Origin of the sequence: Modestobacter sp. DSM 44400, from assembly GCF_900107175.1 — a bacterium.
GTDB lineage: Bacteria > Actinomycetota > Actinomycetes > Mycobacteriales > Geodermatophilaceae > Modestobacter.
Window position 1 is genome coordinate 11,357 of sequence record NZ_FNOZ01000012.1, and the last position, 25,076, is coordinate 36,432.

The following is a 25,076-nucleotide window of genomic DNA, read 5'->3' on the forward strand; positions in this document are numbered from 1 at the left end:
TCAGCGGGTCGCGACGATGGCGGCGCTCTCCGCCGGCACGGTGATCGTCTCCCCGTCCAGCGTGGGCACCTCGCCGGTGGCGAACAGCACCTCCGACGCCGGAACGTCGAGGTCCACCTCACGCGGCTGGTCGGACAGGTTGGCCACCACACGCAGCGACCCGCGGGTGACGACCAGCCAGCGGTCGGCGTCGTCCCAGCTGACTGCCATCCCGGACAGGTCGGGGTCCACCAGGTCGGGGTGCGCGTGCCGCAGCGCGATCAACGCCTTGTACACCGCGAACAGCTGTGCGTGCGGCTCCTCGGCGAGCTCGGCCCAGTCCAGCTTGGAGCGGGCGAAGGTCTCCGGGTCCTGCGGGTCGGGCACGACTGCGGCGTCCCAGCCGTGCTCGGCGAACTCACCGATCCGGCCCTCGGCGGTGGCCTTGCCCAGCTCCGGCTCGGGGTGGCTGGTGAAGAACTGCCACGGCGTCGAGGCGCCCCACTCCTCGCCCATGAACAGCATCGGGGTGAACGGGGCGGTCAGCACCAGGGTGGCGCCGACGGCCAGCAGTCCAGGGGACAGCGAGGCGGAGATCCGGTCCCCCACGGCCCGGTTGCCGATCTGGTCGTGGTTCTGCAGGTAGCCCACGAATTTCCAGCCCGGCAGCATCGCGGTGTCCACCGGCCGGCCGTGGTGCCGCCGGCGGAAGCTGGACCAGTCGCCGGCGTGGAAGAAGGCGCCGGTCAGCGTCTTGGCCACCGCGCCGATCCCGGCGGCGGCGAAGTCGGCGTAGTAGCCCTGCCCCTCGCCGGTGAGCGTGGTGTGCAGCGCGTGGTGGAAGTCGTCGCTCCACTGCGCGTCCAGGCCCCTGCCGCCGGCCACCCGGGGGGTGACCATGCCCGGGTCGTTGAGGTCGCTCTCGGCGATCAGCGTCAGCGGCCGGCCCTCGGCGACCGACAGCTTCTCCACCTCTGCGGCCATCTCCTCCAGCAGGTGGGTGGCGCGCTCGTCGACCAGCGCGTGCACGGCGTCCAGCCGGAGCCCGTCGACGTGCATGTCGCGCAGCCACATCAGCACGTTGTCCAGGATGTAGCGGCGGACCTCGTCGGAGTCGGGCCCCGACAGGTTGATCGAGTTGCCCCAGCTGTTGGCGCCCCCGTCGGTGAAGATCGGGAAAAACTCCGGCAGGTAGTTCCCCGACGGCCCGAGGTGGTTGTAGACGACGTCCTGGATCACCCCGATGCCGCGCTGATGGCAGGCGTCGACGAACCTCTGGTAGCCCGCCGGCCCGCCGTACGTCTCCTGCACCGCGTACCAGGCGACCCCGTCGTAGCCCCAGTTGTGCGTGCCGTTGAAGCCGTTGACCGGCAGCAGCTCCACGAAGTCGACCCCCAGCTCCACCAGGTGGTCCAGGTTCCGGAGCGCCGAGTCGAAGGTGCCGTCGCGGGTGAAGGTGCCCACGTGCAGCTCGTAGACCACGCCGCCGGCCAGCCGGCGCCCGGTCCAAGCCCCGTCGCCCCAGACGTACGCCGCGGGGTCGAAGCGGCGGGAGAGCCCGTGCACCCCGTCGGGCTGCCGGCGCGACCGCGGGTCGGGCCGGGCGGCCTCGGTGTCATCGAGCAGGAAGCCGTAGTCGGCCTCCGGCCCGGCCGCGACCTCGGCGCACCACCAGCCGGCGTCGTCCCGCTGCATGTCGTGTACCGCGCCGTCGACGGTCAGACGCACCCGCTCCGGGAGGGGGGCCCAGACGGCGAACTCGACGGGGTCGGACATGCGGGGGCCTCCGGGGCGCTGCGGAAAGGGGGGACGGACGGGCGCTGCAGATCATGCCCGCGCGCCCGCCGATCAACCGTCGTGGTGGACACGCCGGGGGGAACTCCCCACGGAGGGCTCCGGACCACTACTTGGCCGCCGCCGGCAGCGGCCGGGCCTGGCCGGAAGGGGGCGCTGGCATCGTGGTCCGGAGCCTGGTCCTGCCTGTCCTGCGACTGCTCGTGTGGGCGGTGATCGCGGTCGCCCTGGTCGTGCTCGCCTTCCGTGGCGGCGGGGGAGGTGATCAGCCCCAGGACGACGTCGCGCAGCCGGCCCCGGTCTCGCTGGAGAGTCCCCAGGTGTCCGTCTCCCGGGGCACCGTGCAGAACGCCGTCACGGTCACCGGCACCGTCGTGGCCGACTCCGCCGTCCCGGTCAAGGCCACGGCCGCCGGAAAGGTGAAGAAGCTGCCTGTCGCCCGGGGCGCGGCGGTCACCGCCGGGCAGGGTCTGCTGCAGGTCACCGTGACCACCGAGCGCGAGCCCATCACCACCACCGACGCCGACGGCAACCCGGTGGTCGCCCCGCGGAACCCGCTGGTCACGACGGTTACCGTCAACGTGCCCGCCGGGGCACGCTCACCGCCCCGGACGCGCTCGTCGACCAGGTGGTCGCGGTCGGGGACGCCGTCGGCTCCGTTTCCCCGGGCACCCTGTCGGCGACGGCGCCGCTGAGCCAGGCCGACCAGTTCCGGCTGCTGACCGCGCCGGCCACCGCCGACGTCACCGTGCAGGGCGGCCCGGCCCCGTTCGGCTGCACCGGGCTCACGCTGGGCGCCGCGCCGTCGACGGGCAACGGCACCGACCCGGCCGCCGACCCGAACGCCAGCACCGCGACCGGCGGAACCACGGCCCGCTGCGCCGTCCCGCCGGGCACACCCAGGTGTTCGCCGGGATGTCTCGCCCGGGCTGGCCGAGACCCTGGACATGCTGCGGCTGGTGGTGCGCGGCGCCGGCGCCGTGGTGCTGCTCGGCGGGCTGGGCGCGTTCAACGTAGGGATGATGGCGGTTCGTCAGCGGATCCGGAGGATCGGCATCCGGCGCAGCTTCGGCGCCACCTCGGCCCGGGTCTTCGGTGCGATCATGCTGGAGAGCGTGGTGGCCACGGTGCTCGCCGGCCTGGCGGCGGTCGCGCTGGCGGTGGTCGTGGTGCGCAACCTCCCGCTGGCCGACTGGCTCAACAATGGGGTGCCGATCGCCGACGCACCCGGCTTTCCGGTGCAGGCCGCCGTCGAGGGGCTCGTGGCGGCCGCCGGCGTCGGCGCACTGGCCGGCCTGCTGCCCGCGCTGCTGGCGGTACGGGTGCAGGTGATCGACGCGATCCGGTTCTGATCGGGGGCAGCCGCGGCGCGGCGGCCGCGGCTGCCCCGACACGTCAGAGGACCAGCTGTTCGCCGACGTAGATCACGTTCGGGTCGGCGACAACGCTGCGGTTGTTGTCGTACAGCGCCTGCCAGCCACCGACCACGCCCTGCGCGGCGGCGATCTTCGCCAGCGTGTCGCCCGACTGGACCGTGTAAGAGCCGCCGGTGGCCGGTGCCGGTGCCGGTGCCGGCGCGGGTGCCGGTGCCGGTGCCGGGGTGCTGGTCGAGCCGGCGGTCAGGTACTGACCACAGACCGGCCACGCCCCGACGCCCTGGCCGACGAGGACCCGCTCGGCGATGTCGACCTGCTGGGCGGGCGTGGCCAGGTCCGCGCGCGGCGCGTAGCTGCCGCCGCCGTAGCCGAGCCACGTGGATGAGCTGAACTGCAGCCCGCCGTAGTAGCTGTTGCCGGTGTTGATGCTCCAGTTGCCGCCGGACTCGCACTGCGCGACGCCCGACCAGTCGTGCGTCGGTGCCGCCGAGGCCGGGGCGGCGAAGACGCCGATCCCGACGGCTGCGGCGCCCAGGGCGACCGCCCCGCCCCGCACGGTGCGGCGGGCGCGGGCGTGCTTGAGGGACTTCTTGTACATGGGTGATCCTCCGATCACCGCCTGCGAGGTGAGCTGTCGGGTTCGGGCGAATCGGTGCCCGGCCGCCCGTGCTCGGGAGCACGGCGCGGCTTCACCCCAAGACGCGCATGCGCGTCGGGAACGTGGGTCCCCCGCCCCCGTCCTGGATGGGTCGGAGTCAGGCAGCCGGCGGACGGGGTTGGGCGGTCCGGTGCGTCGCGCCCGGCCGGTATGGCCCGAGCGCTCCTCCAGGGTGAGTGAGACCGGGCAGTTCCGCTTGCCCGCCCGGGAGCCCGCGTGCATATGCCCAGGACGCCGTGCGACAGGCCGGGCCGAAGGCGTCCACCTGTGGCTTTCCGACGACCGTGCGTGAGCACCGGCGGCGGCACGACGACGACCGATGCCAGACTTCCGACATGCCGAGCGCCCGCGAGTGGACCGCCGAGCGCACCGTCTCGGCACGACGAGCCGCAGAGCTCATCAGCCACGCCTTTCCGCAGCTGCGCGGCGCTCCCGTCGCGGCGCTGTCCGAAGGGTGGGACAACACCGTCCACGTGGTCTCGGGGAAGTGGGTGTTCCGCTTTCCCCGGCGCGCGAGCGCGCTCCCCGGCTTCCAGCGTGAACTCGTGGTGCTGCCGCGGGTGGCGCACCTCCTTCCGCGGCCGGTCCCGGTTCCGGAGTTGGTCGGCATGGACGACGACCCGGAGTGCCCGTGGCCCTTCACGGGTTCGCGGTTGTTGCCCGGCACTGATGTCGCCGAAGCGGCCCTGTCGGAGGATGCCCGGGTGCCGGCCGCCGCCGGGGCGGGAGCCTTCCTTCGGGTGCTGCACGCGCCGGCCACCTGGGCGGCGGTCCGCGAGGGGCTCGTCGCCGAGGTTCCCGTGGATCCGCTCCAGCGCGGCTGGCCGGGTGCGCGGATGGACCGCACCCGGGAGTCGCTGCGGCGGCTGGTGGACGACGGGGTATGGGCGGCCGATGTCGGCGTGGCAGCGCTGCTGGCCGAGGCGGCGCGTCTCGGAGCGCCGTCCGGGGAGCCGGTGCTGGTGCACGGCGACCTGCACGTGCGCCACCTGCTGGTCGACGGAGCCGGCGACGTGGCGGGGGTGATCGACTGGGGGGACGTGTGCCTCGCTGACCCGGCCGTGGACCTGGCGCTGGGCTACGCCGCCTTCAGCGGGTCGGCCCGGACCGCCTTCCTCGCCGCGTACGGCGACGTGGATGCCGAGCGGGAGCTCCGCGCCCGCGCACTGGCGATACGGCTGAGCGCGCTGCTGGCCGACTACGCGGCCGGTGACTCCCGGCCCGTTCTGCTCGCCGAGGCGCTCGCCGGCCTGCGCCGCGCGGTCGCCTGACCGCGACGGTGGCGGTGCCGCCCGTCGCCGGGCGGCACCGCCGTCGTTCAGTCGCGGACGAGGAGGGCCACCGGCAGCTGGGCGAGCAGCTCGGCCAGCGGCGCACCGGCGGCGTCGGAGACGACCCGGGTGCCGGTGAACAGGTCCCGCCAGGCACCGGTGGGCAGCTGTAGCGCGGTGTCGCCCCAGCCGGTCACGGCCAGCCGGACCGGCAGCCGCGTCGCCACGGTCACCACCCCACCGCGGTCGAAGGCCACGACCGAGTCGGCGGCACTGCCGGAGGCCTCGACCGGCGTGTAGCCCGCGAAGGCCTCAGGGACGTCGCGGCGATGCCGCAGCACCCGGGAGACGACGAGCAGCTTCGCGGCGCCCGTGTCGTCCACCGGCGGCACCCAGCCCTCGTCGAGCCGGGACAGCTGCGACCGGCGGAGGTCGTAGTCGACCGGGCGGCGGTTGTCCGGATCGACCAGCGACAGGTCCCACAACTCGGTGCCCTGGTACACGTCCGGAACGCCGGGCATGGTCAGCTGCAGCAGCTTCTGGGACAGCGAGTTCGACCGACCGAACGGCGCGATCCGGGCCACGAAGTCCTCGATCTCCGCCGCCGTCGTCGGGTCGTCGTACGCCCCGTCGGCCAGCGCGTGCAGCTCGTTCTCGAACTCCTGCACCGGGTCGGTCCAGGTCGTCGAGGTCCCGGCTTCCCGGGCGGCCTTCTCCACGTAGGCGTGCGCCCGCTCCCGCGACAATGGCCACGCGCCGACCAGGTTCTGCCACACCAGGTGGGCCAGCGACCGGTCGCCCAGCGGGTGCCGCGCCAGCAGACCGCGGACCAGCTGCGCCCACTCGCTGGGCAGCTCCGCCAGCACGGCCAGCCGGGCGCGGACGTCCTCGCTGCGCTTGGTGTCGTGCGTCGACAACGTTGTCATCGACTGCGGCAGCCGTTCGGCCCGGATCTGCTGCGCCTCGTGGAAAGCCGCCACCGTCGTCCCGAACCGGGCCGGGTCGCCGCCCACCTCGTTGAGCGCGACGAACCGCGCCCAGCGGTAGTAGGCGCTGTCCTCCACGCCCTTGGCCATCACCGGGCCGGAGGTCTGCTCGAACCGGGTGGCGAGCTCCGTGCCCGCCGTCGCCAGCAGCGGGTGCAGTGCGTCGACCGCGGCGGTCAGGTCGGGACGGCGCTCGCGGACGGCGGCCACCGTGGCGTCCAGGTGCTCCCGGCCGTCGGGCAGGTAGCTCCGGTAGACCGGGAAGCTGGCGAGCAGCTCGGCCAGCCCCTCCACGACCTGCTCGGCGGGCACCCCCGGCAGCTCGCCGACGATGCGGGTCAGCCGGGCGACCTCCGCGCCGAGGATGCCGTCGGTCACCTCGCGCTTGCACATCCGCACGAGCTGCGCGTAATCGACCCGGTGGCCGGCCAGCTCGGTGTCCAGCGCGGTGACTGCGGGCTCGCCGGCGGGGTCGACCAGGACGTCGTCGACCTCGGTGAGGGCGTCGTATCCCGTCGTCCCGGCGGTCTGCCAGCTATCGGGGAGCACCTCCCCGGGCTCGAGGATCTTCTCCACGACCGTCCACCGGCCGCCCGTCGCACCGGCCAGCCGGTCGAGGTAGCCCTTGGGGTCGGCGAGGCCGTCGGGGTGGTCGATGCGCAGCGCGTCGACCGCCCCGGACTCGACCAGCTGCACGATCAGGGCGTGCGTGGCGGCGAAGACCACCGGATCCTCGGCGCGCAGCCCGGCCAGGGTGTTGATCGCGAAGAACCGACGGTAGTTCAGCTCGGAGTCCGCGCGCCGCCAGTCGACCAGCTCGTAGTGCTGTCGGGCGTGCACGGCGACCGGGTCGTCGCCGGCCTGCGCGGTACCGGGTGCCACCGGGAACCGGTTGTCGTAGTACTGCAGCTCGGACTCGCCGTCGGCCGTGACCAGCTCCAGCTTCGCCAGATCGTCGGCCGACCCGAGCACCGGCAGTCGGACCTTCCCGAAGCCCGCGTCCCAGTCGACGTCGAAGGCATCGGCGTGCGCGCTGTCCCGGCCTCGCTTCAGCAGGTCCCACCACCAGCCCGATTCGTGCGCGTCGGCGACGCCCATGTGGTTGGGCACCAGGTCGAGCACCAGGCCGAGGCCGTGCTCGTGCAGCGCGGCGACGAAGCGGTCGAAGCCGGCCCGGCCGCCCCGCGGCTCGTCGATGTGCGCGTGGTCGGTGGTGTCGTACCCGTGGGTGCTCCCGGCCGCCGAGCGCAGTAGCGGGGAGGAGTACGCGTGGGTCACCCCGAGGTCGGCGAGGTAGTCGGCCACGGCCGCCGCGTCGTCGAGGGTGAAGTCGGCGGTGACCTGCAGGCGGTACGTGCTGGCGGGCGTCCCCCGGCGGCGGTCGCCGCCGGGGGAACCTGCGGTGGACTCGGTCATGAGGCCGCGCAGAGCACGACCATGGCGCGGGCGCGCAGCGTGATCGTCTCGCTCGCCTTCACCTCGGTCGGTTCCACCTCATCGAAGTCGGCCGTGTCGACGAGCACGGTCCATCCCTCGGCGTACTCCGCTGGCGGCACGGTGAACTCGATGTCCTCGTGCCAGGCGTTGAACGCCAGGTAGAAGCAGTCGTCGACGACGGGCACGCCGCGCTCGTCGGTCGAGCGGATGCCGTGTCCGTTGAGGTACACGCCGATCGACTTGGCGAAGGCGGCGTCCCAGTCGTCCTCGGTCATCAGCTCGCCGGCGTGGGTGAACCAGGCGACGTCCTGTACCGGGTCCCCTTCCGCGCGGCGTACCGGGCGGCCGTGGAAGAACCGGCGCCGCCGGAACGTCGGGTGGTCGGTGCGCAGTTTGGTCACCAGCTTGGTGAACTCGAGCAGGCCCTCGTCGATGTTCTCCCAGTCGATCCAGGTGAGCGGGGAGTCCTGGCAGTAGCCGTTGTTGTTGCCACCCTGGCTGCGGCCCAGCTCGTCGCCGTGCAGCAGCATGGGCGTGCCCTGAGAGAGCATCAGCGTGGTGATGAAGTTGCGGCGCTGCTGCGCGCGCAGCGCGAGGACCTGCGGGTCGTCGGTCTCGCCCTCCACCCCGCAGTTCCAGCTGCTGTTGTGGCTCTCGCCGTCGTTGTTGCCCTCACCGTTGGCCTCGTTGTGCTTCTCGTTGTAGGAGACCAGGTCGTTGAGGGTGAAGCCGTCGTGGGCGGTGACGAAGTTGATGCTGGCCACCGGCCGGCGCCCGGAGTGCTGGTACAGGTCGGGAGACCCGGTGAGCCGGCTGGCGAACTCGCCGATGGTGGCGTCCTCGCCGCGCCAGAAGTCGCGCACGGTGTCGCGGTACGTGCCGTTCCACTCGGTCCACAGCGCCGGGAAGTTGCCGACCTGGTAGCCACCCTCGCCGATGTCCCAGGGCTCGGCGATCAGCTTCACCTGGCTCACCACCGGATCCTGGTGCACGAGGTCGAAGAACGCGGACAGCCGGTCGACCGAGTGCAGCTCACGGGCGAGGGTCGAGGCGAGGTCGAACCGGAAGCCGTCGACGTGCATCTCGGTGATCCAGTAGCGCAGCGAGTCCATGATCAGCTGCAGCGACTGCGGCTGCCGGGCGTTCAGCGAGTTCCCGGTGCCGGTGTAGTCCATGTAGAACTGCTTGTCGTCCTCGACGAGGCGGTAGTACGCCTGGTTGTCGATGCCCTTGAACGACAGCGTCGGGCCCATGTGGTTGCCCTCGGCGGTGTGGTTGTAGACCACGTCGAGGATTACCTCGATCCCCGCGTCGTGCAGGGTCTTGACCATGCCCTTGAACTCCTGCACGTGCTGTCCGCCGTCGGTGTTGCTGGCGTACTCGTTGTGTGGTGCGAAGAAGCCGATGGTGTTGTAGCCCCAGTAGTTGCGCAGGCCCTTCTGCTGCAGGGTGTCGTCCTGCACGAACTGGTGCACCGGCATGAGCTCGATGGCGGTGATGCCCAACTCGAGCAGGTAGTCGACGACGGCCGGGTGGGCGATGCCGGCGTAGGTGCCGCGTAGCTCCTCGGGCACCCGGGGGTGGGTCATCGTCAGGCCCTTGACGTGGGCCTCGTAAATGACGCTCTTGTGGTAGGGGGTGCGCGGCGGTCGGTCGTGGCCCCAGTCGAAGTAAGGATTCACGACGACGGACTTCGGCATGTGCGCCGCCGAGTCGTCGTCGTTGCGCTCCTGGGTCTCGAAGTCGTAGCCGAAGACGGACGGGTCCCAGTCGATGTCGCCCTCGATCGCCTTGCTGTACGGGTCCAGCAGCAGCTTGTTGGGGTTGCAGCGCTGTCCCTCCGCGGGGTTGTACGGGCCGTGCACCCGGAAGCCGTAGCGCTGGCCGGGCTGCACGCCGGGGATGAAGGCGTGCCAGACGAAGGCGTCCATCTCGGGGAGCCGGATGCGCTCCTCGTTGCCGGCCTCGTCGAACAGGCACAGCTCGATCTTCTCGGCCACCTCGCTGAAGATCGCGAAGTTCGTGCCGGTGCCTTCGTAGGTAGCTCCGAGGGGATAGGCGGAACCGGGCCACACCTGGGTGGTCATGGGTGGTGTCTTCCTCCAGGACTGGCGGCCCCTGTGCGGGGCCGGGAGAGCACGCCGCGTTGTGCGGCGGGACGGGACTCGCTCGGCCACTGCCCGGCCGGGGGACCCGGCACACCTGGAGAGCTCCGGTATGGGCACTGTCACGTAGGTCTGAAGTCTGCCAAGGAGCCCCGTCAGCTGCGCAAGCCGCGTCCACGGGCTGGGACGGCGTTCGGAACCCGTTCTGTCACACCCCCGTCGTACCGTCGTCCCGTGCGCACATCCACCGACATCCGGCCGACGCGGGGGCGGTTCCGCGTCGTCAGCGAGTTCCAGCCCTCCGGTGACCAGCCGACCGCGATCAAGGAGCTGGCCGAGCGGGTGGACGCCGGCCAGCAGGACACCGTGCTGCTGGGTGCGACCGGCACGGGCAAGTCGGCGACGACGGCCTGGCTGATCGAGCAGGTGCAGCGCCCGACCCTGGTGATGGCGCCGAACAAGACGCTGGCCGCTCAGCTGGCCAACGAGTTCAAGGAGCTGATGCCCGACGCCGCGGTCGAGTACTTCGTCTCCTACTACGACTACTACCAGCCCGAGGCGTATGTCCCGCAGACCGACACCTACATCGAGAAGGACTCCTCGATCAACGAGGAGGTGGAGCGGCTGCGGCACTCGGCGACCAACAGCCTGCTCACCCGGCGCGACGTGATCGTGGTCAGCACGGTCTCCTGCATCTACGGCCTCGGCACGCCGGAGGAGTACGTCGAGCGGGCGCTGAAGGTCAAGGTGGGAGAAGAGCGGGACCGCGAGGAGCTGCTGCGCACCCTGGTCACCGAGCAGTACACCCGCAACGACCTCTCCTTCACCCGCGGCACGTTCCGGGTGCGCGGCGACACGATCGAGGTCTTCCCGGTCTACGAGGAGCTCGCCTGCCGGATCGAGATGTTCGGCGACGAGGTCGAGCGGCTGTATTACCTGCACCCGCTCACCGGCGAGGTCATCCGTGAGGTCGACGAGCTGTTCGTCTTCCCGGCCACCCACTACGTCGCCGGGCCCGAGCGCATGGAGCGGGCCATCCGCACCATCGAGGCCGAGCTGGAGCAGCGGCTGGCGGAGTTGGACAAGCAGGGCAAGCTGCTGGAGTCCCAGCGGTTGCGCATGCGCACCACCTACGACATCGAGATGATGCGGCAGGTCGGGTTCTGCTCGGGCATCGAGAACTACTCGCGGCACATCGACGGCCGCGCGCCGGGCTCGGCCGGAGCCTGCCTCATCGACTACTTCCCGGACGACTTCCTGCTCGTCATCGACGAGTCGCACGTGACCGTGCCGCAGATCGGCGGCATGTACGAGGGCGACATGAGCCGCAAGCGCACCCTGGTCGAACACGGCTTCCGGCTGCCCTCGGCGATGGACAACCGGCCGCTGCGCTGGGAGGAGTTCACCGACCGGATCAAGCAGACCGTCTACCTGTCGGCGACCCCGGGGCACTACGAGCTGGGCCGCACCGGTGGTGAGTTCGTCGAGCAGGTCATCCGGCCGACCGGCCTGATCGACCCGTTGGTCGTGGTCAAGCAGACCAAGGGCCAGATCGACGACCTGGTGCACGAGATCCGGGTCCGCACCGAGAAGAACGAGCGGATCCTGGTCACCACGCTGACCAAGAAGATGTCGGAGGACCTCACCGACTACCTGCTCGAGCTCGGCATCAAGGTCCGCTACCTGCACTCGGAGGTCGACACCTTGCGCCGGGTCGAGCTGCTGCGCGAGCTCCGGCAGGGCGAGTACGACGTGCTGGTCGGCATCAACCTGCTGCGCGAGGGCCTCGACCTGCCTGAGGTGTCGCTGGTGGCGATCCTGGACGCGGACAAGGAGGGCTTCCTCCGGTCTGGGACCTCACTGATCCAGACCATCGGCCGCGCCGCCCGCAACGTGTCCGGCGAGGTGCACATGTACGCCGACAAGATCACCCCGTCGATGGCGCTGGCGATCGAGGAGACGGCGCGTCGGCGGGAGAAGCAGATCGCGTACAACACCGAGCGGGGCGTCGACCCCCAGCCGTTGCGGAAGAAGATCGTCGACATACTCGACGGCATCTACGCCGCGGCCGAAGACGCCGAGGCCTCGACCGAGCTGCTCGGCGGGTCCGGCCGGCAGCAGTCCCGAGGCAAATCCCCGGTGCCCGGGCTGTCGTCGCGCACGCAGAAGAACGGGGCGAAGTCCGGCTCGATCGACGTCCAGGGGCTGCCGCGCAACGAGCTGGCCGACATGATCAGCTCGATGAACGAGCAGATGCTCTCGGCGGCCCGGGAGCTCAAGTTCGAGGTGGCTGCCCGGCTGCGTGACGAGCTCAACGAGTTGAAGAAGGAGCTGCGGCAGCTCGACGCCGCACACGCCTGACGCGAGCAAGGGAGGCGTCCTGCCGCGCGGCAGGCGCGCGGCAGGGAACCCTTCCGGCAGGCACGTCGTTCCACGCTGTGGGTCCCCACCACGGGCAGCTGCGCTGGCCGCTGGTGGCCGGATCCGTGGAGGGGAGTATCCCCACTCGGCACCGTCGTCAATACGAGGTCCCATGACCTCCGGCGCTGCCGGTCGGCCAGGTAACGGTCGGCGGGAGAGACCTCCGGGTACTGACACGCCACTGTCAACCGGAGGAACAGCATGGACGTCCCGTTCTGGATCTGGGCGGTCACGGTCGCCGCGATCGTCGGCATGCTCTTCTTCGACTTCGTCGGCCACGTGCGCACCCCGCACGCGCCCTCGCTGCGTGAGTCCGCCACCTGGTCGGCCGTCTACGTCGGCATCGCCGTCGTCTTCGGCCTGCTGGTGCTCATGCTCGCCGGCCCGCAGTTCGGCGGTGAGTACTTCGCCGGCTACATCACCGAGAAGAGCCTCTCGGTCGACAACCTGTTCGTCTTCGTGCTCGTCATGGCCAGCTTCGGCGTCCCGCGGGAGCTGCAGCAGAAGGTGCTGCTGTTCGGCATCACCTTCGCGCTCGCGCTCCGCACAGTCTTCATCCTCATCGGCGCCGCGGCCATCGAGAACTTCAGCTGGGTCTTCTACGTCTTCGGCGCGATCCTGCTCTACACCGCCTACGTGCAGGCCAAGAGCGGTGGGCACAGCGGCGAGGAGGAGTACGAGGAGAACGCCGTCCTGCGGTTCACCCGCAAGGTGCTGCCGACCACCGAGGAGTTCCACTCCGACCGGATGACGGTCAAGCGGCAGGGCAAGCGCTTCATCACCCCACTGGCCATCGCGCTCATTGCCATCGGCAGCGCCGACGTGATCTTCGCTGTCGACTCGATCCCGGCGATCTTCGGTCTCACCGAGGAGACCTACCTCGTCTTCGCCGCCAACGCGTTTTCCCTGCTGGGGCTGCGCCAGCTGTTCTTCCTGATCGACGGGCTGCTCGACCGGCTGGTCTATCTCGCCTACGGCCTGGCGGTCATCCTGGGCTTCATCGGCGCCAAGCTGGTCATCCACGCGCTGCACACCAACGAGCTGCCGTTCCTCAACGGCGGCGAGCACATCACCGTGATCCCGGAGATCCCGACCTGGCTGTCGCTGGCCGTCATCCTCGTCACGCTGCTGGTCACCACCGTGCTGAGCCTGCGCCGGGACCGCCGGGACCGCCGGGACCGCGCCCGTGCACGGGCCCTGCCGGCGGCTGCCGAGTGAGGACCGCCGGCCTCAGTCGGCCCTGCGGAGGTCCAGACGGTTCTTCGCGAGGCTCGCCGCCGTCGTGACCACCAGCGTGATGATGATGAACGCCAGGGATGCGGCGATCCCGATCTCGGGCAGGTGCACGGGCCCGAGCGCGTCGATGTGCGAGCCGTGCAGCGCCTCGATGATCAGCTTGACGCCGATGAAGGCGAGGATCACGGACAGGCCGATGTTGAGGTAGATGATCCGCTCCAGCAGCCCGCCGATGAGGAAGTACAGCTGACGGAGACCCATCAGGGCGAAGGCGTTGGCCGTCAGGATGATGTAGGGGTCCGAGGTGAGGCCGAAGATCGCCGGGATCGAGTCCAGCGCGAAGACCACGTTGGCCACGCTGATGGCTGCGATCACGATCACCATCGGGGTCACCATCCGCCGCTCCGCCGTCCGGGTCGTCAGGGAGGAACCGACGTAGTCGGGGGAGATGGGCAGGATGCGCCGCATGCCGCGCAGGACGGCGTTTTCCTGGTAGTCCGTCTCGTCGTTCTCACCCTCGAGCGCCAGCCGGATGGCCGTGTAGATCAGGAACGCGCCGAAGATGTAGAACACCCAGCTGGCGGCGGCGATGGCCGCGGCGCCCGCCGCGATGAAGATGGCCCGCAGCAGCAGGGACACGACGATGCCGATGTAGAGCACCTTGTCCACCGCCAGCGGGGGGACCGCGAACCGGGACATGATGATGACGAAGACGAAGAGGTTGTCGACGCTGAGGCTGTACTCGGTGATGTAGCCCGCGACGAACTCGCCGCCGGCGGTGCCGCCCCGCAGAGCGAACATCAGGCCGGCGAACACAGCGGCCAGCCCGACGTAGAAGACGACCCAGAGTGTGGCCGACCGGATCGACACGGTGGTGTTGCGGCGGGCGATGACAGCCAGGTCCAGCACCACGATGGCGAGGAACCCGACACAGGTCAGGATCCAGACGAGCGGCGAGACAGCAGTCATCAAGGAATTCTCCGAAAGGGTCGACGACGAGAGAGCCGAAGGTCTCTTCCGTCCGCACGTCGGGACCAGCAGCACCGGGTCCGCCGACGGGGCGTTCCGTGTTGACGACACTGCTGCGAGGGAGTACTCCCCTTCACTGGCGCGCCACTGTAACCCAAGAAAGTTCGCCCGCCGGGAACCGGCCGGGCAGTCTGTGCGTTTGGGTGGGCGATTCCGGGGCTGCGGTCGGCTGATGTTCGCCCGCTCCCGGATTTGTACGTGGAGGGGAGTATCCCCCAGCGGCGGTGTCGTCATCACGAGGTCACGTGACCTCCGGCGCCGTCGGTCGCCGGCGTGCAGCCAGCGGCGGGAGAGACCTCCGGCGCTGACGACTGCCAGTCTCCGGAGGCTTGCCCATGAACGTCCTGTTCTCGCCCGACCACCTGACCCAGCTGGCCGCTGAACAGTCGAGCTCCCTGGGGATCCCCGGGTGGCTGCAGATCACGACCTTCGTCGGACTGACCGTCCTGCTGCTCGCCGACCTCGCCCTCGTCGTCCATCGCCCGCACGAGCCCTCCGCCAAGGAGGCCAGCCTCTGGGTCAGCTTCTACGTAGCGCTGGCGCTGCTCTTCGGCGTCCTGCTGCTGGCGGTCACGGACGGCGACCTGGCCACGCAGTTCTACGCGGGCTGGCTGACCGAGTACTCGCTGTCGGTCGACAACCTCTTCGTCTTCGTGATCATCATGGCGCGCTTCCAGGTGCCCCGGAAGCTGCAGCAAGAGGCCCTGATGGTCGGGATCATCATCGCGCTGGTGCTGCGCGGCATCTTCATCCTGCTGGGCGCCGCGGTGATCGAGCGCTTCACCTGGGTCTTCTACATCTTCGGCGCGTTCCTCGTGTACACGGCCATCAACCTGGTGCGGAACCGCAACGAGGACGAGGACTACGAGGAGAACGCGTTCATCCGCCGGATGCGCAGGGTGCTGCCGATGACACCGGACTTCCACGAGAGCAACATCCGGGTCACCCAGGGCGGCAAGAAGCTGTGGACGCCGATGATCGTGGTGTTCCTGGCGCTGGGGACGACCGACCTGCTGTTCGCGTTGGACAGCATCCCGGCGATCTTCGGGCTGACCCGGGAGCCGTTCATCGTCTTCACCGCGAACATCTTCGCGCTGATGGGGCTGCGCCAGCTCTACTTCCTGCTGGGCGGCCTGCTGAAGCGGCTGGTCTACCTGTCCCTGGGCCTGGCAGTGATCCTCGCGTTCATCGGCGTCAAGCTGGTCTTCGAGGCCGTCCACGACAACAGCCTGCCGTTCATCAACGGCGGCCAGTCGATCGAGAGCGTGCCGGCCATCCCCATCTGGCTGTCCCTGTCGGTGATCCTCGGCGTGCTGGTCGTCGCCACGGTGGCCAGCCTGCTGAAGACCCGCGGAGAGACCGACGAGGACGCCGAGGTCACCGCGGCGGGATGACCCCCGGCTCGACGACGGCACCGCCGGCGGCGACCAGTTCGCCGTCCCGGTAGACCTCCCGGATCCGGCCGGACAGTGCGGTCAGGTCCGTGGGGTCGCCGTCCAGGACGACGACGTCGGCCCGCTTGCCCGGCTCCAGGCTGCCCAGCTCGCCGGCCACACCCAGCAACTCGGCCGCCGACAGCGTGGTGGCGTGCCAGGCCTGCTCCGGGGTCATCCCGCAGCCGGCCATCAGGCCCAACTCGACCAGGTTGTCCCCGTGCGGGCCGACGCCGCTGTCGGTGCCCATCGCGACCTTCACGCCCGCCGCGATGGCCTTCGCCACCGAGGCGTCGTGCACCGCCTGCACGTTCCGGGCCTTCTCGATGACCGCCTCGGGCAGCGAGGCCCCGGCGGCCGCTGCGGCCAGCACCGCCCGCGGCGCGGCCAGCGTGGGCACGAGCCAGGTGCCGCGCTGCAGCATCAGGTCGATGGCCTCGTCGTCGAGGTAGATGCCGTGCTCGATGGAGCGGATGCCCGCCCGGACGGCGGCCTTGATGCCCTCGGCGCCCTGTGCGTGGGCCATCACGGCCACCCCGGCGGCATTGGCCTCCTCGACCAGGACGTCGAGCTCGGCGGGGCGGAAGTGCGGGTGCCGCGGGTCGTCCCGCGCCGAGAGGACGCCGCCGCTGGTGGCCACCTTGAGCACGTCCGCGCCGGCCCGCAGCAGCTGGCGGACGGTGCGCCGCATCTCGTCGGCGCCGTCGACGATCGTGTCCGGGCGGCCCGGGTGCGGCCCCATCAGCGGGATCTTCGAGCCGCAGACGTGCCAGCCGTCGCCGTGGCCCCCGGTCTGGGACAGCATGCTGATCGCGATCTGCATGCGCGGACCGGCGATCAGCCCGTCGCGGACCGCCTGCGCGACGCCGAGGTCGGCCCCACCGGCGTCCCGCACCGAGGTGATGCCCAGGGCGAGGGTGCGGCGCAGGTTGTGCACCGCCTCGTAGAACCCGTAGCTGAACGGCGTCTGCAGCTGCCGGAGCGTGTCGACGCCGCTCATCATCACGTGCACGTGGGCGTCGAACAGGCCCGGCAGCAGCGTCGCGCCGCTGCAGTCGACCGACTCGTCGCCGTCCAGGCCGGGGCCCACCTCGACCACGCGGCCGTCCTGCACGGCGACGTCGGCGGGCGCCGCCCGGCTGCCCGTGCCGTCGAGGACCTGGCCACCGGTGAACACGCGTCGGGTCATGCGCGCACCCTAGGGCCTCACCCGTTAGCGGTGCTCACCATCTACGCAGTGGTGTGACTGGGCTAGCGTGCGCACATGCGGCCGACCGACCTGTCCCTGCTGCGCGTCCCCGGTGTGCCGACGGTGTCCCCGGACGGGCAGACGGCCGTCGTGGCCGTCACCCGGCTCGACCTGGAGTCCGACGAGTACCGCAGCCAGCTCTGGACGGTGCCCACCGACGCCTCCTCCCCGGCCCGTCCGCTGACCCACGGCCACGCCGACTCGGCGCCGGCCTTCTCCCCCGACGGCCGGTGGCTGGCCTACCTGTCCGCCGAGCCCAAAGGCCGGCCGCAGCTGCACGTGCTCGCCGTCGGCGGCGGGCAGTCCCGGCGGTTGACCGACCACCATCTCGGCGCCGGCGTCCCGGTGTGGTCGCCGGACTCGACGCGGCTGGCCTACACCGCCCGGGTGCCCGAGCCGGGCCGCTACGGCACCGCGGACGACGTCCCGCCGGCCGCCGAGGCGCCGCGGCTGATCACCACGCTGAAGTACCGACAGGACGCCCTCGGCTTCACCACCGACAAGCGCAGCCACGTCTTCGTCGTCGACCTCCCGGCCGAGGACGACGACGACGCTGTCCCGGCGGCTCCGCCGCTGCAGGTCACGACCGGGGACGTCGACGACTCCGACGTCGCCTGGAGCCCGGACGGCGCGGAGCTCGCCTTCGTCTCCGCCCGGCACGACGGCGCCGACGCCGACCTGGTGAGCGACGTCTACCTGGTGCGCACCGACGGCTCGCAGCTGCGCCGGGTCACCGCGGGCCGGTCGTCGGTCGCGCAGCCGGCGTTCACCCCCGACGGCCGCACGATCTACGTGACGGCCCAGGTCGACCTGGGGAAGAGCGGACGGGACTTCGTCGGCCGGAACTCGACCCTGGCCCGGGTCGGCGTGGACGGCGGCGAGCTCGAGGCGGTGCTCGACCCGGAGTGGCACGACAGTGGCGACGAGACGCCGACCACCATCATCGCCGCGGACGCGGTGTTCTTCGGCAATCAGCGCAAGGGCGCCGTGGAGCTGCTCCGCGTGCCGCTGGACGGCGGTGAGCCCGAGGCGCTCGTCGACGGACCGTTCACCGTCCGCGGCATCGGGGTCGGCGGTGGCGTGGTCGTCGCGACCGTCGCGCACGACCGCTCCGCCGGGGAGCTGATCGCGATCACCCCCGGCCGGCGGCGGCTGCTGACCGGCTTCGGCGGCCCGCTGCAGAGCACCGGGCGGCTGCACCGGATGCGGGAGCGCACGGCGACCGCGCCGGACGGCTACCCGGTGCACGGCTGGGTCACCACCCCGCCCGGTCCGGGGCCGCACCCGGTGCTGCTCACCGTGCACGGCGGCCCGTTCGCCCAGTACGGCTGGACGTTGTTCGACGAGACCCAGGCCTACGTCGACGCCGGCTACGCGGTGCTGCAGTGCAACCCGCGCGGCTCGTCGGGCTACGGCCAGGCGCACGGCCGGGTCATCAAGGAACACATGGGCGAGTTGGACGCCGCCGACGTGCTCGCCTTCCTCGATGAGGCGCTGCTCGACCCGGCGCTCGACTCGTCGCGCGTGGGTCTGATGGGCGGCTCGTACGGCGGGTTCATGACCACGCTGCTGCTCGGCCGCACCGACCGGTTCACCGCGGGGATCAGCGAGCGGGCGTTCAACGACCCGGTCAGCTTCGTCGGGTCCTCCGACATCGGATTCTTCTTCGCCGACGAGTACGTGGGCACTGACCCGGCACGGATCGCCGCCCAGTCGCCGATGGCCTCCGCGCACCGGATCACCACGCCCACCCTGGTCGTCCACTCCGAGGAGGACTGGCGCTGCCCCCTGGAGCAGGGCACCCGGCTCTACGTCGAGCTCAAGCGCCGCGGCGTCCCGACCGAGCTGCTGCTGTTCCCCGGCGAGGGGCACGAGCTGTCCCGCTCCGGGCGCCCGAAGCACCGGCTGGCCAGGCTGGAGCACGTGCTGCGCTGGTGGGCCCGGTGGCTGCCCACCCAGCAGAACTCGGCCGCGATGGCCGAGCTGCCGGCCGCGGCGCCGACGCCGGACGGCGCCGAGGCCGCTCCGGAGCCGGTGCCCGTCGGGGCCGCGGTGGACGGCGAGGCATCCGGACGGCGGGCGGACACCCTCACCGTGCCGGCCACCCGGCTGCCGGCTAGATGACCTCCCCGCAGTTGCTGGCCGCCGCCCCGGAGCTCGCGGCGACTGCGCTGCGGACCGTGCGGGCGGAGTTCCCCAACGGGCTGTACGTGCACTACGCCCAGCCGGGGGACGCGCCGGTGCGCCCGCGCGACCGGCACCCGGCGTTCTACGGCAGCTATGACTGGCACTCCGCGGTGGAGATGCACTGGGTACTGCTCCGGCTGCTGCGGCTCGCGCCCGGGCTCGTCCCCGCCGCGGAGATCGGCGCGGTGTTCGACGAGCACTGGACCGCCGACGCGATCGCCACCGAGGTTGCCTTCTTCGCGTCGTCCCCGGGGGCGGAGCGGCCCTACGGCTGGGCGTGGGCGCTGACCCTGGCCGAGGAGGCGGCCTCCTGGGCCACCGCGGACGGCGGGCCGGACGTGCGCCGGTGGGCCGCGACGCTGCAGCCGCTGGCCGAGCACTTCCTGGGCGCCTTCGAGCGCTGGCTCCCGGCCGCGACCTACCCGGTGCGCTCCGGTTTGCACCCCTCCAGCGCGTTCGGGCTGCTGATGGCTCTGCCGGCCGCCCGGCGGGCCGGCCGGGCGCAGCTGCTCACCGACACCGCGCTGCGCTGGTTCGCCGAGGACGTGGACGCCCCGGTGCGCTGGGAGCCCTCCGGGTCGGACTTCCTGTCCCCGGCGCTGACCGAGGCGGTGCTGATGGCTGAGGTCGTGCCGGACGTCGCCGGGTGGCTCGCGGCCTTCCTCCCGGCCCTGGCCGCCGGGCCGCTCCTCACCCCGGCGGTGGTCAGCGACGCCAGTGACGGGCAGACCGCGCACCTGCACGGCCTCAACCTCAGCCGGGCGTGGGCGATGCGCCGGCTGGCTTCCCGGCTGCCCGACGGCGACGCCCGCGTGCCGACGCTGGGCGCGTCGGCGGCGGAGCACGCGGCGGCAGCGATGCCACACGTCAGCGGTAGCGACTACATGGTCGAGCACTGGCTGGCCGCCTATGCGCTGCTGTACCTCGACCCGGCGTACTGACCGGCGCCGCCCTTAGAGTGCAGCATGGACGTCATCGAGGTCACGCCCACTCCTCAGCAGTACGCGTTCACCTTCGGCGGGGTCGCCCCGTTGACGCGGGTGCCCCCGGGGACGGCGCTGCGGCTGTGGTCGGACGACGCATTCTCCGGGGCGCTGCGGTCGGCCACCGACCTGTCCGCCGAGAAGGTGAATTTGAATGCGGTCAACCCGCAGACCGGGCCGTTCTTCGTCGAGGGCGCCGAGCCCGGTGACACCCTCGCGCTGCACTTCGTCGCAATGGAGCCGGCCCGCGACTGGGGCGCCTCGGCGACGATCCCGTTCTTCGGCGGACTGACCAGCACCGACCGGACGGCGACCCTGCAGGCCGCGCTGCCCGACACCACCTGGATCTACGAGCTGGACCGGGCCCGTAACACCGTCACCTTCGCCGCCCGGCATGGCGACCTGCGGATCGACCTGCCCGTCGAGCCGATGCTGGGCACGGTCGGCGTCGCACCGGCCGGTCGCGAGGTGCGCAGCTCACTGGTGCCGGACGCCTTCGGCGGCAACATGGACACCCCGATGATGCGGCCAGGCGCCACCTGCTATCTGCGGGTCAACGTCGAGGGCGCGCTGTTCTCCCTGGGCGACGGGCACTACCGGCAGGGGGAGGGCGAGGCCTGCGGCACCGCGGTCGAGGGCGCGATGACCACGACGGTCATCGTCGAACTGGTCAAGGGCGGTGCGTCCGGTGGGGGACCGGCGTGGCCGCGGATCGAGGACGACACCCACTGGATGACCGTGGGCTCGTCGCGGCCGCTCGAGGACGCCTGGCGGATCGCACAGACCCAGCTCGTGTCCTGGTTCCAGGACCTCTTCGGCCTCGACGCGATGGACAGCTACCAACTGCTGTCGCAGATCACCGAGGCGCCGCTCGCCAACGTCGTCGACGTCAACTACTCCGCCGTCGTCAAGGCCCGCAAGTCGCTGGTGCCGGCGGCCGCGGCCTACGGCGGGCTGCACGCCGACCTGCGTGCCCGCGCCGCCACCCTGCGCTGACCCCTTCCGGAAGGAACTCCCGTGGACCTGCAGCTGACCGGCTCCCGCGTGCTCGTGACCGGGGGGACGCGCGGCATCGGCCGGGCGATCGTCGAGGCGTTCGTCGCGGAGGGGGCGGAGGTGGAGTTCTGCGCCCGCAGCGCGGACGTGTGCGTCTCGACGGCGGCGTCCCTGGGCCCGTCCGCCACCGGTACGGCGGTCGACGTCGGCGACGGCCCGGCGCTGACCGCGTGGGTCGGCGCGGCTGCGGAACGGCTCGGCGGCATCGACGCGGTGGTCTCCAACGTCAGCGCGCTGGCCATCCCGGAGAGCGAGGAGAACTGGCGGTCGTCGTTCGAGGTGGACCTGATGGGGACCGTCCGGCTGGCGACGGCCGCCCTGCCGCACCTGACCCAGAGCCTCGGGTCGATCGTGGCCATCTCCAGCGTGTCCGGGCGGGAGATCGACTTCGCCGCCGGTCCCTACGGCGTCATGAAGGCGGCGATCGTGCACTACGTGCAGGGCCTGGCGCATCAGCTCGCCGCGACCGGCGTCCGGGCCAACACCGTCTCCCCGGGCAACACGTACTTCGAGGGCGGCGTGTGGAACCAGATCGAGGGCGGGCAGCCCGAGCTCTACGCCAGCTCGCTCGCGCTGAACCCGACGGGCCGGATGGGCACCCCGGAGGAGATGGCGGCGGCGGTGGTCTTCCTGTCCAGCCCGGTCTCGAGCTTCACCACCGGCACGAACCTCGTGGTCGATGGAGCCCTCACCCGCGGCGTCCAGCTCTGAGGCGCCGGGTACGAAACGGACCCGTCGCCCGCCCGTCGGCGGCGCCGTCACAGGGAACGCTGCGATCTCGTCGCGCGATGTCCGCCGTTCCGCGCCCACGCCCGCGCCCCCGCCCGGCCCTGGCCGGAGAACTCGCCCTGGTGGCTTCCTGCTGTTCGGCTACGACCGGGTCGCCTCCGCTGCAAACGTGCAGTGGACGACCGGGGTGAGCAATGCCTGGGCCGTCCTGGCCCTCGAGAGCTCCTCCACCTGTCCGTCGAACGGACGATGGACCTCGCCCTCGCGGCGCACCACCGTCTCGGCCAGGTGCTGTCGGTGTACTACGACTACGCCCACGGAACCGTGACCTTCGGCGTGCTGCTGGTCCTGTACCTGACCACGCCTCCGGCTACCGGCGGGCGCGGAGCGCGATGGTCGCCGTGAACGGGATCGCATTGCTCGTCTTCGTCGTGTTGCCGGTCGCGGCGCCGTAGCGGGACCTCGCGCCGGCGGTGCTGCGCCGTCCGCCGGCCCTGCGCAGCACCGTGCCCACACTCAGCCCCGTCGAGTCCGCCCGGTCCGGCCCGCCGTCGGGTGCTCAGCTCGTGGGGTCCCCGATGGCGGCGGAGTTCCCGCGGCCACGGTGACGATCTCCGTGCTGTCCGGCTCCAGGGGCTGACCCGACCACCCGCCGAACTGCGCCCGGACGGCGAAGCCGGCCTCGGCAAGGAAGCCGGCCAGGGCCGCACCGTCGAGGAAGCGCAGGCTCGCCGGGTCGGTGCGCAGTGCTGTGCCGTCGACGTTCCGTGTCGTCTCGGTGAAGGAGACGACGCCGCCTGCCACGGACAGCACCTCGTAGGCGATCTGGAGCGGGCGTCCCGCGGGGTCGACGACGTGGGCGGGCGGGGCGGACGCCCACTGTTCCCAGGCGCGGGCTGCCGGGTTGCGGGTCTCGAAGGCGAACCGGCCCCCGGGGACGAGGGCGCGGTGGACCGCGGCGAGCGAGGCGCGCAGCTCGTCGTCGGTGACCAGGCACTGGAAGGCGTGGCCGGTCATGATCGCAAGCTCGAACTCCCGGTGGTGCGGGAGCGACGCCGCGGTGCACTCGATCCACTCGACGTCGTTCTGCACCCGAGCGACCCGCAGGGCCGCGCGGTCCGGGTCGATGCCGACCAGGCGGCCGGGATGTCCCGCGGCCCGTGCCGCCTTCAGCACGGTGCCCGTCCCGCATCCCACGTCGAGGACGGACGCTGCCTCCATCACCAGGGACAGGTAGAAGTCGTCGCTGGGGTGCCAGGGGTTGAGGACGTCGTAGAGGGCGGCTGCGTCGGCGTCCGAGTACATCCGGCCATCGTCGTCCCAGGGCGGACTCAGGAGCAGTCGCCGGCCGCGCAGACGTAACGGCGAGGGGTCGGAGGCGACGACGGTGGGCTGGACCAGGCGCCACCAGGACGCCGGCTCGGGCCGTGCCGTGCCGTGGGAGCCGGTGCCCAGCCCGGCCTGCCACGCGCTCACCTCAGCAGGTCCCGGCCATGGCGGCGTCGTTGGTCAGGGTGGCGGTGAGCGGGCTGTTCGCCTGACCGCTGGTGGCGATGACCAACGCCGTGGTCCGGGTGTGGCTGCTGCCCGACGTCCCGGTGGCGTAGCGGTAGGTGACCTCGCTGCTGGTGGCGGTGCTCGTGGCGTCGCAACCGGCGGTCGGTGTGCCGTTGAGCGCGCTCGTTGGGTAGGCCGCGGCGTACGTGGTGCTCGTCGGCGGGTTGAGAGCGGTGAGGGTCACCCGGGAAGGAGTTGGGGCGCCCGCCCCACCGGGCAAACTGCGCGCTCAAGTGCTGACCGACCTGGTGCTGCGGCCGTGGGACACCAGCCGGGAACCGGTGACCGCCCAGCTGACCGTCCTCGCACCGCTGACCGCCCTCACGACTCGTCCGGCCCAGGGCTTCGCGAGGCAGGCGAGCGGGCCGGTGGCAGCGGACGCGGCGTCGGTGGACCAGCAGCCGATCACAGCCGGTCAGCTGCGGGAACTGCTCGCCCAGCTGGACGCGGTCTGCCCCGGCGGCCTGCAGGCCCCGGCCGGCGGCAGCCTGGACATCTCCCTGGTCGACCCGTCCACCGGGGCCCTGCGGGCACGGTGACCCGCGCGGAGTTGGAACGGCTGGCCCGCCGCGGCTGCCCGGACCATCCTGGCGTCGACATGTCGACAGGGCTCCCGGCCGACATGTCGACACGTTGCAGCCGTGCGGTGCTGGACAGCCGCCTCCGGTCGACCGGTATGAACCGACGCCGGCGCAGCGCCGGTACATCCGCGCCCGGGACCGCACCTGCCGGCATCCCAGCTGCCGCCGCCCCGCGGCCAGGACCGACGCCGACCACGTCCTCGCCTGGTCCGCCGGCGGGACGACGGCGTGCGAGAACCTGTGCTACCGCTGCCGCTGCCGACGCCATCACCGGCTCAAGACCCACGCGCCCGGCGGGCGGTTCACCATGACGCCCGACGGGGAGCTGCGGGTCACCACCCCCGGCGGCGTCACCCGCACCACGCGGCCACCGGGCGTTGGAGGTCCGGCGCCATCTGCGGACGACGCCCCGCCGCCGTTCTGAGCAGGAGAGGAGGGCTCAGCTCGCCAGCCACGCTCGCGAACTCCGCCAGGCGCGGCCGCTCGGCGCCGAGGGTCGTGTCCTCGCCGTGGCCGGGTAGCCCCACGTCTCGTCCGGCAGCGTCCCGGGCAGTCGGGACTCGACGTCGGCGAGGAGGCTGGCGAACCGGTCGGCGTCCTTCTGGGTGTTGCCCACGCCCCGGGGAACAGGCTGTCGCCGGGCGCGCACGTGCGTGCCGGCGCACTCACCCGGACCGGCCGCCCGGCGGGCCTGCCTGGGTCGCCGGGCCGCGCGGCACGGTGGCGCTGTCACCGCCGAGGGAGTGCAGGGCCGCCCGGCCGCGGCGGCGGCGAAGCGGGGCCAGCGACGCTCAGCGGTCATGTCGGAGATGCCGCCATCTTCTGCTTCCGCATGGCCCGCGGACAGGGACCTTGGTCGAGCTGGTCTGGCGACTTGCCCAGCGCGGCCGGGCGGTCGCTGGTGGCCGCGCCGGCCTCGATCCGGGACCGGCCGACCACGGATCCCAGCGTCCTCGGCGCCGGGAACGGCGGCAACGGCGGCGGCGGCGATCGCGTTCAGGGGCTACCA

At 71.8% G+C, this 25,076-nt stretch carries 21 protein-coding genes and 1 riboswitch; of the genes, 12 read left to right on the forward strand and 9 right to left on the reverse strand.

Annotation, left to right across the window (positions count from 1 at the left end; all coding sequences use genetic code 11):
• Positions 1-1,755, reverse strand: a complete 1,755-nt coding sequence (gene treZ / locus BLW04_RS09890; protein WP_091539522.1) for a malto-oligosyltrehalose trehalohydrolase — start codon at positions 1,753-1,755, stop codon at positions 1-3.
• A 182-nt stretch (positions 1,756-1,937) separates the two neighbouring features.
• Here treZ and BLW04_RS09895 point away from each other — a divergent pair, with 182 nt between their 5' ends.
• Both BLW04_RS09895 and BLW04_RS09900 read left to right on the forward strand, forming a co-directional pair.
• Entirely contained in the window at positions 1,938-2,468 is a 531-nt protein-coding gene (locus BLW04_RS09895) for a hypothetical protein (protein WP_139306798.1), read from the forward strand.
• Between the two features lie 252 nt (positions 2,469-2,720).
• A complete protein-coding gene (locus BLW04_RS09900) occupies positions 2,721-3,125 on the forward strand; it encodes an FtsX-like permease family protein (RefSeq protein ID WP_091539530.1) in 405 nt (134 codons plus the stop codon).
• Positions 3,126-3,168: 43 nt separating this feature from the next.
• On the opposite strand, the gene BLW04_RS09905 is transcribed toward BLW04_RS09900, so the two are convergent.
• Positions 3,169-3,747 carry a LysM peptidoglycan-binding domain-containing protein gene (locus tag BLW04_RS09905; RefSeq protein WP_091539531.1) on the reverse strand — a complete coding sequence of 193 codons (579 nt, stop codon included), beginning with the start codon at positions 3,745-3,747 and terminating at the stop codon, positions 3,169-3,171.
• A 3-nt stretch (positions 3,748-3,750) separates the two neighbouring features.
• Positions 3,751-3,911, reverse strand: a riboswitch (cyclic di-AMP (ydaO/yuaA leader).
• A gap of 231 nt (positions 3,912-4,142) precedes the next feature.
• Between BLW04_RS09905 and BLW04_RS09910 the strand changes: the two genes are divergently transcribed.
• Positions 4,143-5,078, forward strand: a complete 936-nt coding sequence (locus BLW04_RS09910) for a phosphotransferase (RefSeq protein ID WP_091539755.1) — start codon at positions 4,143-4,145, stop codon at positions 5,076-5,078.
• Between the two features lie 47 nt (positions 5,079-5,125).
• Here the strand turns inward: BLW04_RS09910 and treY are convergent, their stop codons facing one another.
• Together treY and glgX are read right to left on the reverse strand one after the other, a co-directional pair.
• Positions 5,126-7,480: a malto-oligosyltrehalose synthase gene (gene treY / locus BLW04_RS09915; RefSeq protein ID WP_091539533.1), complete on the reverse strand. Its 2,355-nt coding sequence runs from the start codon at positions 7,478-7,480 to the stop codon at positions 5,126-5,128.
• A complete protein-coding gene (gene glgX, locus BLW04_RS09920; RefSeq protein WP_091539537.1) occupies positions 7,477-9,588 on the reverse strand; it encodes a glycogen debranching protein GlgX in 2,112 nt (703 codons plus the stop codon). Before glgX ends, treY begins: the two co-directional genes overlap by 4 nt.
• Before the next feature lie 252 nt (positions 9,589-9,840).
• Here glgX and uvrB point away from each other — a divergent pair, with 252 nt between their 5' ends.
• Both uvrB and BLW04_RS09930 read left to right on the forward strand, forming a co-directional pair.
• Positions 9,841-11,967 (forward strand): excinuclease ABC subunit UvrB, encoded by a 2,127-nt coding sequence (uvrB, locus tag BLW04_RS09925; protein WP_091539540.1) that lies wholly within the window; start codon positions 9,841-9,843, stop codon positions 11,965-11,967.
• A 261-nt stretch (positions 11,968-12,228) separates the two neighbouring features.
• Positions 12,229-13,245 (forward strand): TerC family protein, encoded by a 1,017-nt coding sequence (locus BLW04_RS09930; RefSeq protein ID WP_091539544.1) that lies wholly within the window; start codon positions 12,229-12,231, stop codon positions 13,243-13,245.
• Positions 13,246-13,257: 12 nt separating this feature from the next.
• Here the strand turns inward: BLW04_RS09930 and BLW04_RS09935 are convergent, their stop codons facing one another.
• Positions 13,258-14,232, reverse strand: a complete 975-nt coding sequence (locus tag BLW04_RS09935) for a TerC/Alx family metal homeostasis membrane protein (protein ID WP_091539547.1) — start codon at positions 14,230-14,232, stop codon at positions 13,258-13,260.
• Positions 14,233-14,627: 395 nt separating this feature from the next.
• Here BLW04_RS09935 and BLW04_RS09940 point away from each other — a divergent pair, with 395 nt between their 5' ends.
• A complete protein-coding gene (locus BLW04_RS09940) occupies positions 14,628-15,686 on the forward strand; it encodes a TerC family protein (RefSeq protein WP_254781235.1) in 1,059 nt (352 codons plus the stop codon).
• Here BLW04_RS09940 and BLW04_RS09945 read toward each other — a convergent pair.
• A complete protein-coding gene (locus BLW04_RS09945; protein WP_091539552.1) occupies positions 15,670-16,914 on the reverse strand; it encodes a metal-dependent hydrolase family protein in 1,245 nt (414 codons plus the stop codon). The two genes, BLW04_RS09940 and BLW04_RS09945, sit on opposite strands and share 17 nt — an antisense overlap.
• A 75-nt stretch (positions 16,915-16,989) precedes the next feature.
• Between BLW04_RS09945 and BLW04_RS09950 the strand changes: the two genes are divergently transcribed.
• From BLW04_RS09950 to BLW04_RS26635, 5 genes are all read left to right on the forward strand, one after another.
• Positions 16,990-19,098, forward strand: a complete 2,109-nt coding sequence (locus tag BLW04_RS09950) for an alpha/beta hydrolase family protein (RefSeq protein WP_091539560.1) — start codon at positions 16,990-16,992, stop codon at positions 19,096-19,098.
• Positions 19,095-20,102, forward strand: a complete 1,008-nt coding sequence (locus BLW04_RS09955) for a DUF2891 domain-containing protein (protein WP_091539562.1) — start codon at positions 19,095-19,097, stop codon at positions 20,100-20,102. The genes BLW04_RS09950 and BLW04_RS09955 overlap by 4 nt, the downstream gene beginning before the upstream one ends.
• 24 nt (positions 20,103-20,126) lie before the next feature.
• A complete protein-coding gene (locus BLW04_RS09960; RefSeq protein WP_091539566.1) occupies positions 20,127-21,140 on the forward strand; it encodes an acetamidase/formamidase family protein in 1,014 nt (337 codons plus the stop codon).
• Positions 21,141-21,161: 21 nt separating this feature from the next.
• Complete coding sequence (locus BLW04_RS09965) at positions 21,162-21,911, forward strand: SDR family NAD(P)-dependent oxidoreductase (protein WP_091539570.1); 750 nt, start codon at positions 21,162-21,164, stop codon at positions 21,909-21,911.
• 267 nt (positions 21,912-22,178) lie between these two features.
• Positions 22,179-22,334, forward strand: a complete 156-nt coding sequence (locus tag BLW04_RS26635; protein ID WP_175483984.1) for a hypothetical protein — start codon at positions 22,179-22,181, stop codon at positions 22,332-22,334.
• A 111-nt stretch (positions 22,335-22,445) separates the two neighbouring features.
• On the opposite strand, the gene BLW04_RS09970 is transcribed toward BLW04_RS26635, so the two are convergent.
• Together BLW04_RS09970 and BLW04_RS09975 are read right to left on the reverse strand one after the other, a co-directional pair.
• Positions 22,446-23,405, reverse strand: coding sequence for a class I SAM-dependent methyltransferase (locus BLW04_RS09970; protein ID WP_217630964.1), 960 nt, complete (start codon positions 23,403-23,405; stop codon positions 22,446-22,448).
• A gap of 1 nt (position 23,406) precedes the next feature.
• The gene (locus BLW04_RS09975) at positions 23,407-23,670 is read right to left on the reverse strand and encodes a hypothetical protein (protein ID WP_091539574.1); all 264 of its coding nucleotides are present in this window, start codon (positions 23,668-23,670) and stop codon (positions 23,407-23,409) included.
• A 49-nt stretch (positions 23,671-23,719) separates the two neighbouring features.
• Between BLW04_RS09975 and BLW04_RS09980 the strand changes: the two genes are divergently transcribed.
• Positions 23,720-24,025: a hypothetical protein gene (locus BLW04_RS09980; RefSeq protein WP_091539576.1), complete on the forward strand. Its 306-nt coding sequence runs from the start codon at positions 23,720-23,722 to the stop codon at positions 24,023-24,025.
• Between the two features lie 481 nt (positions 24,026-24,506).
• Here BLW04_RS09980 and BLW04_RS27515 read toward each other — a convergent pair whose 3' ends face one another.
• Positions 24,507-24,869: a hypothetical protein gene (locus BLW04_RS27515; RefSeq protein ID WP_217630965.1), complete on the reverse strand. Its 363-nt coding sequence runs from the start codon at positions 24,867-24,869 to the stop codon at positions 24,507-24,509.
• Positions 24,870-25,076: the final 207 nt, after the last annotated feature.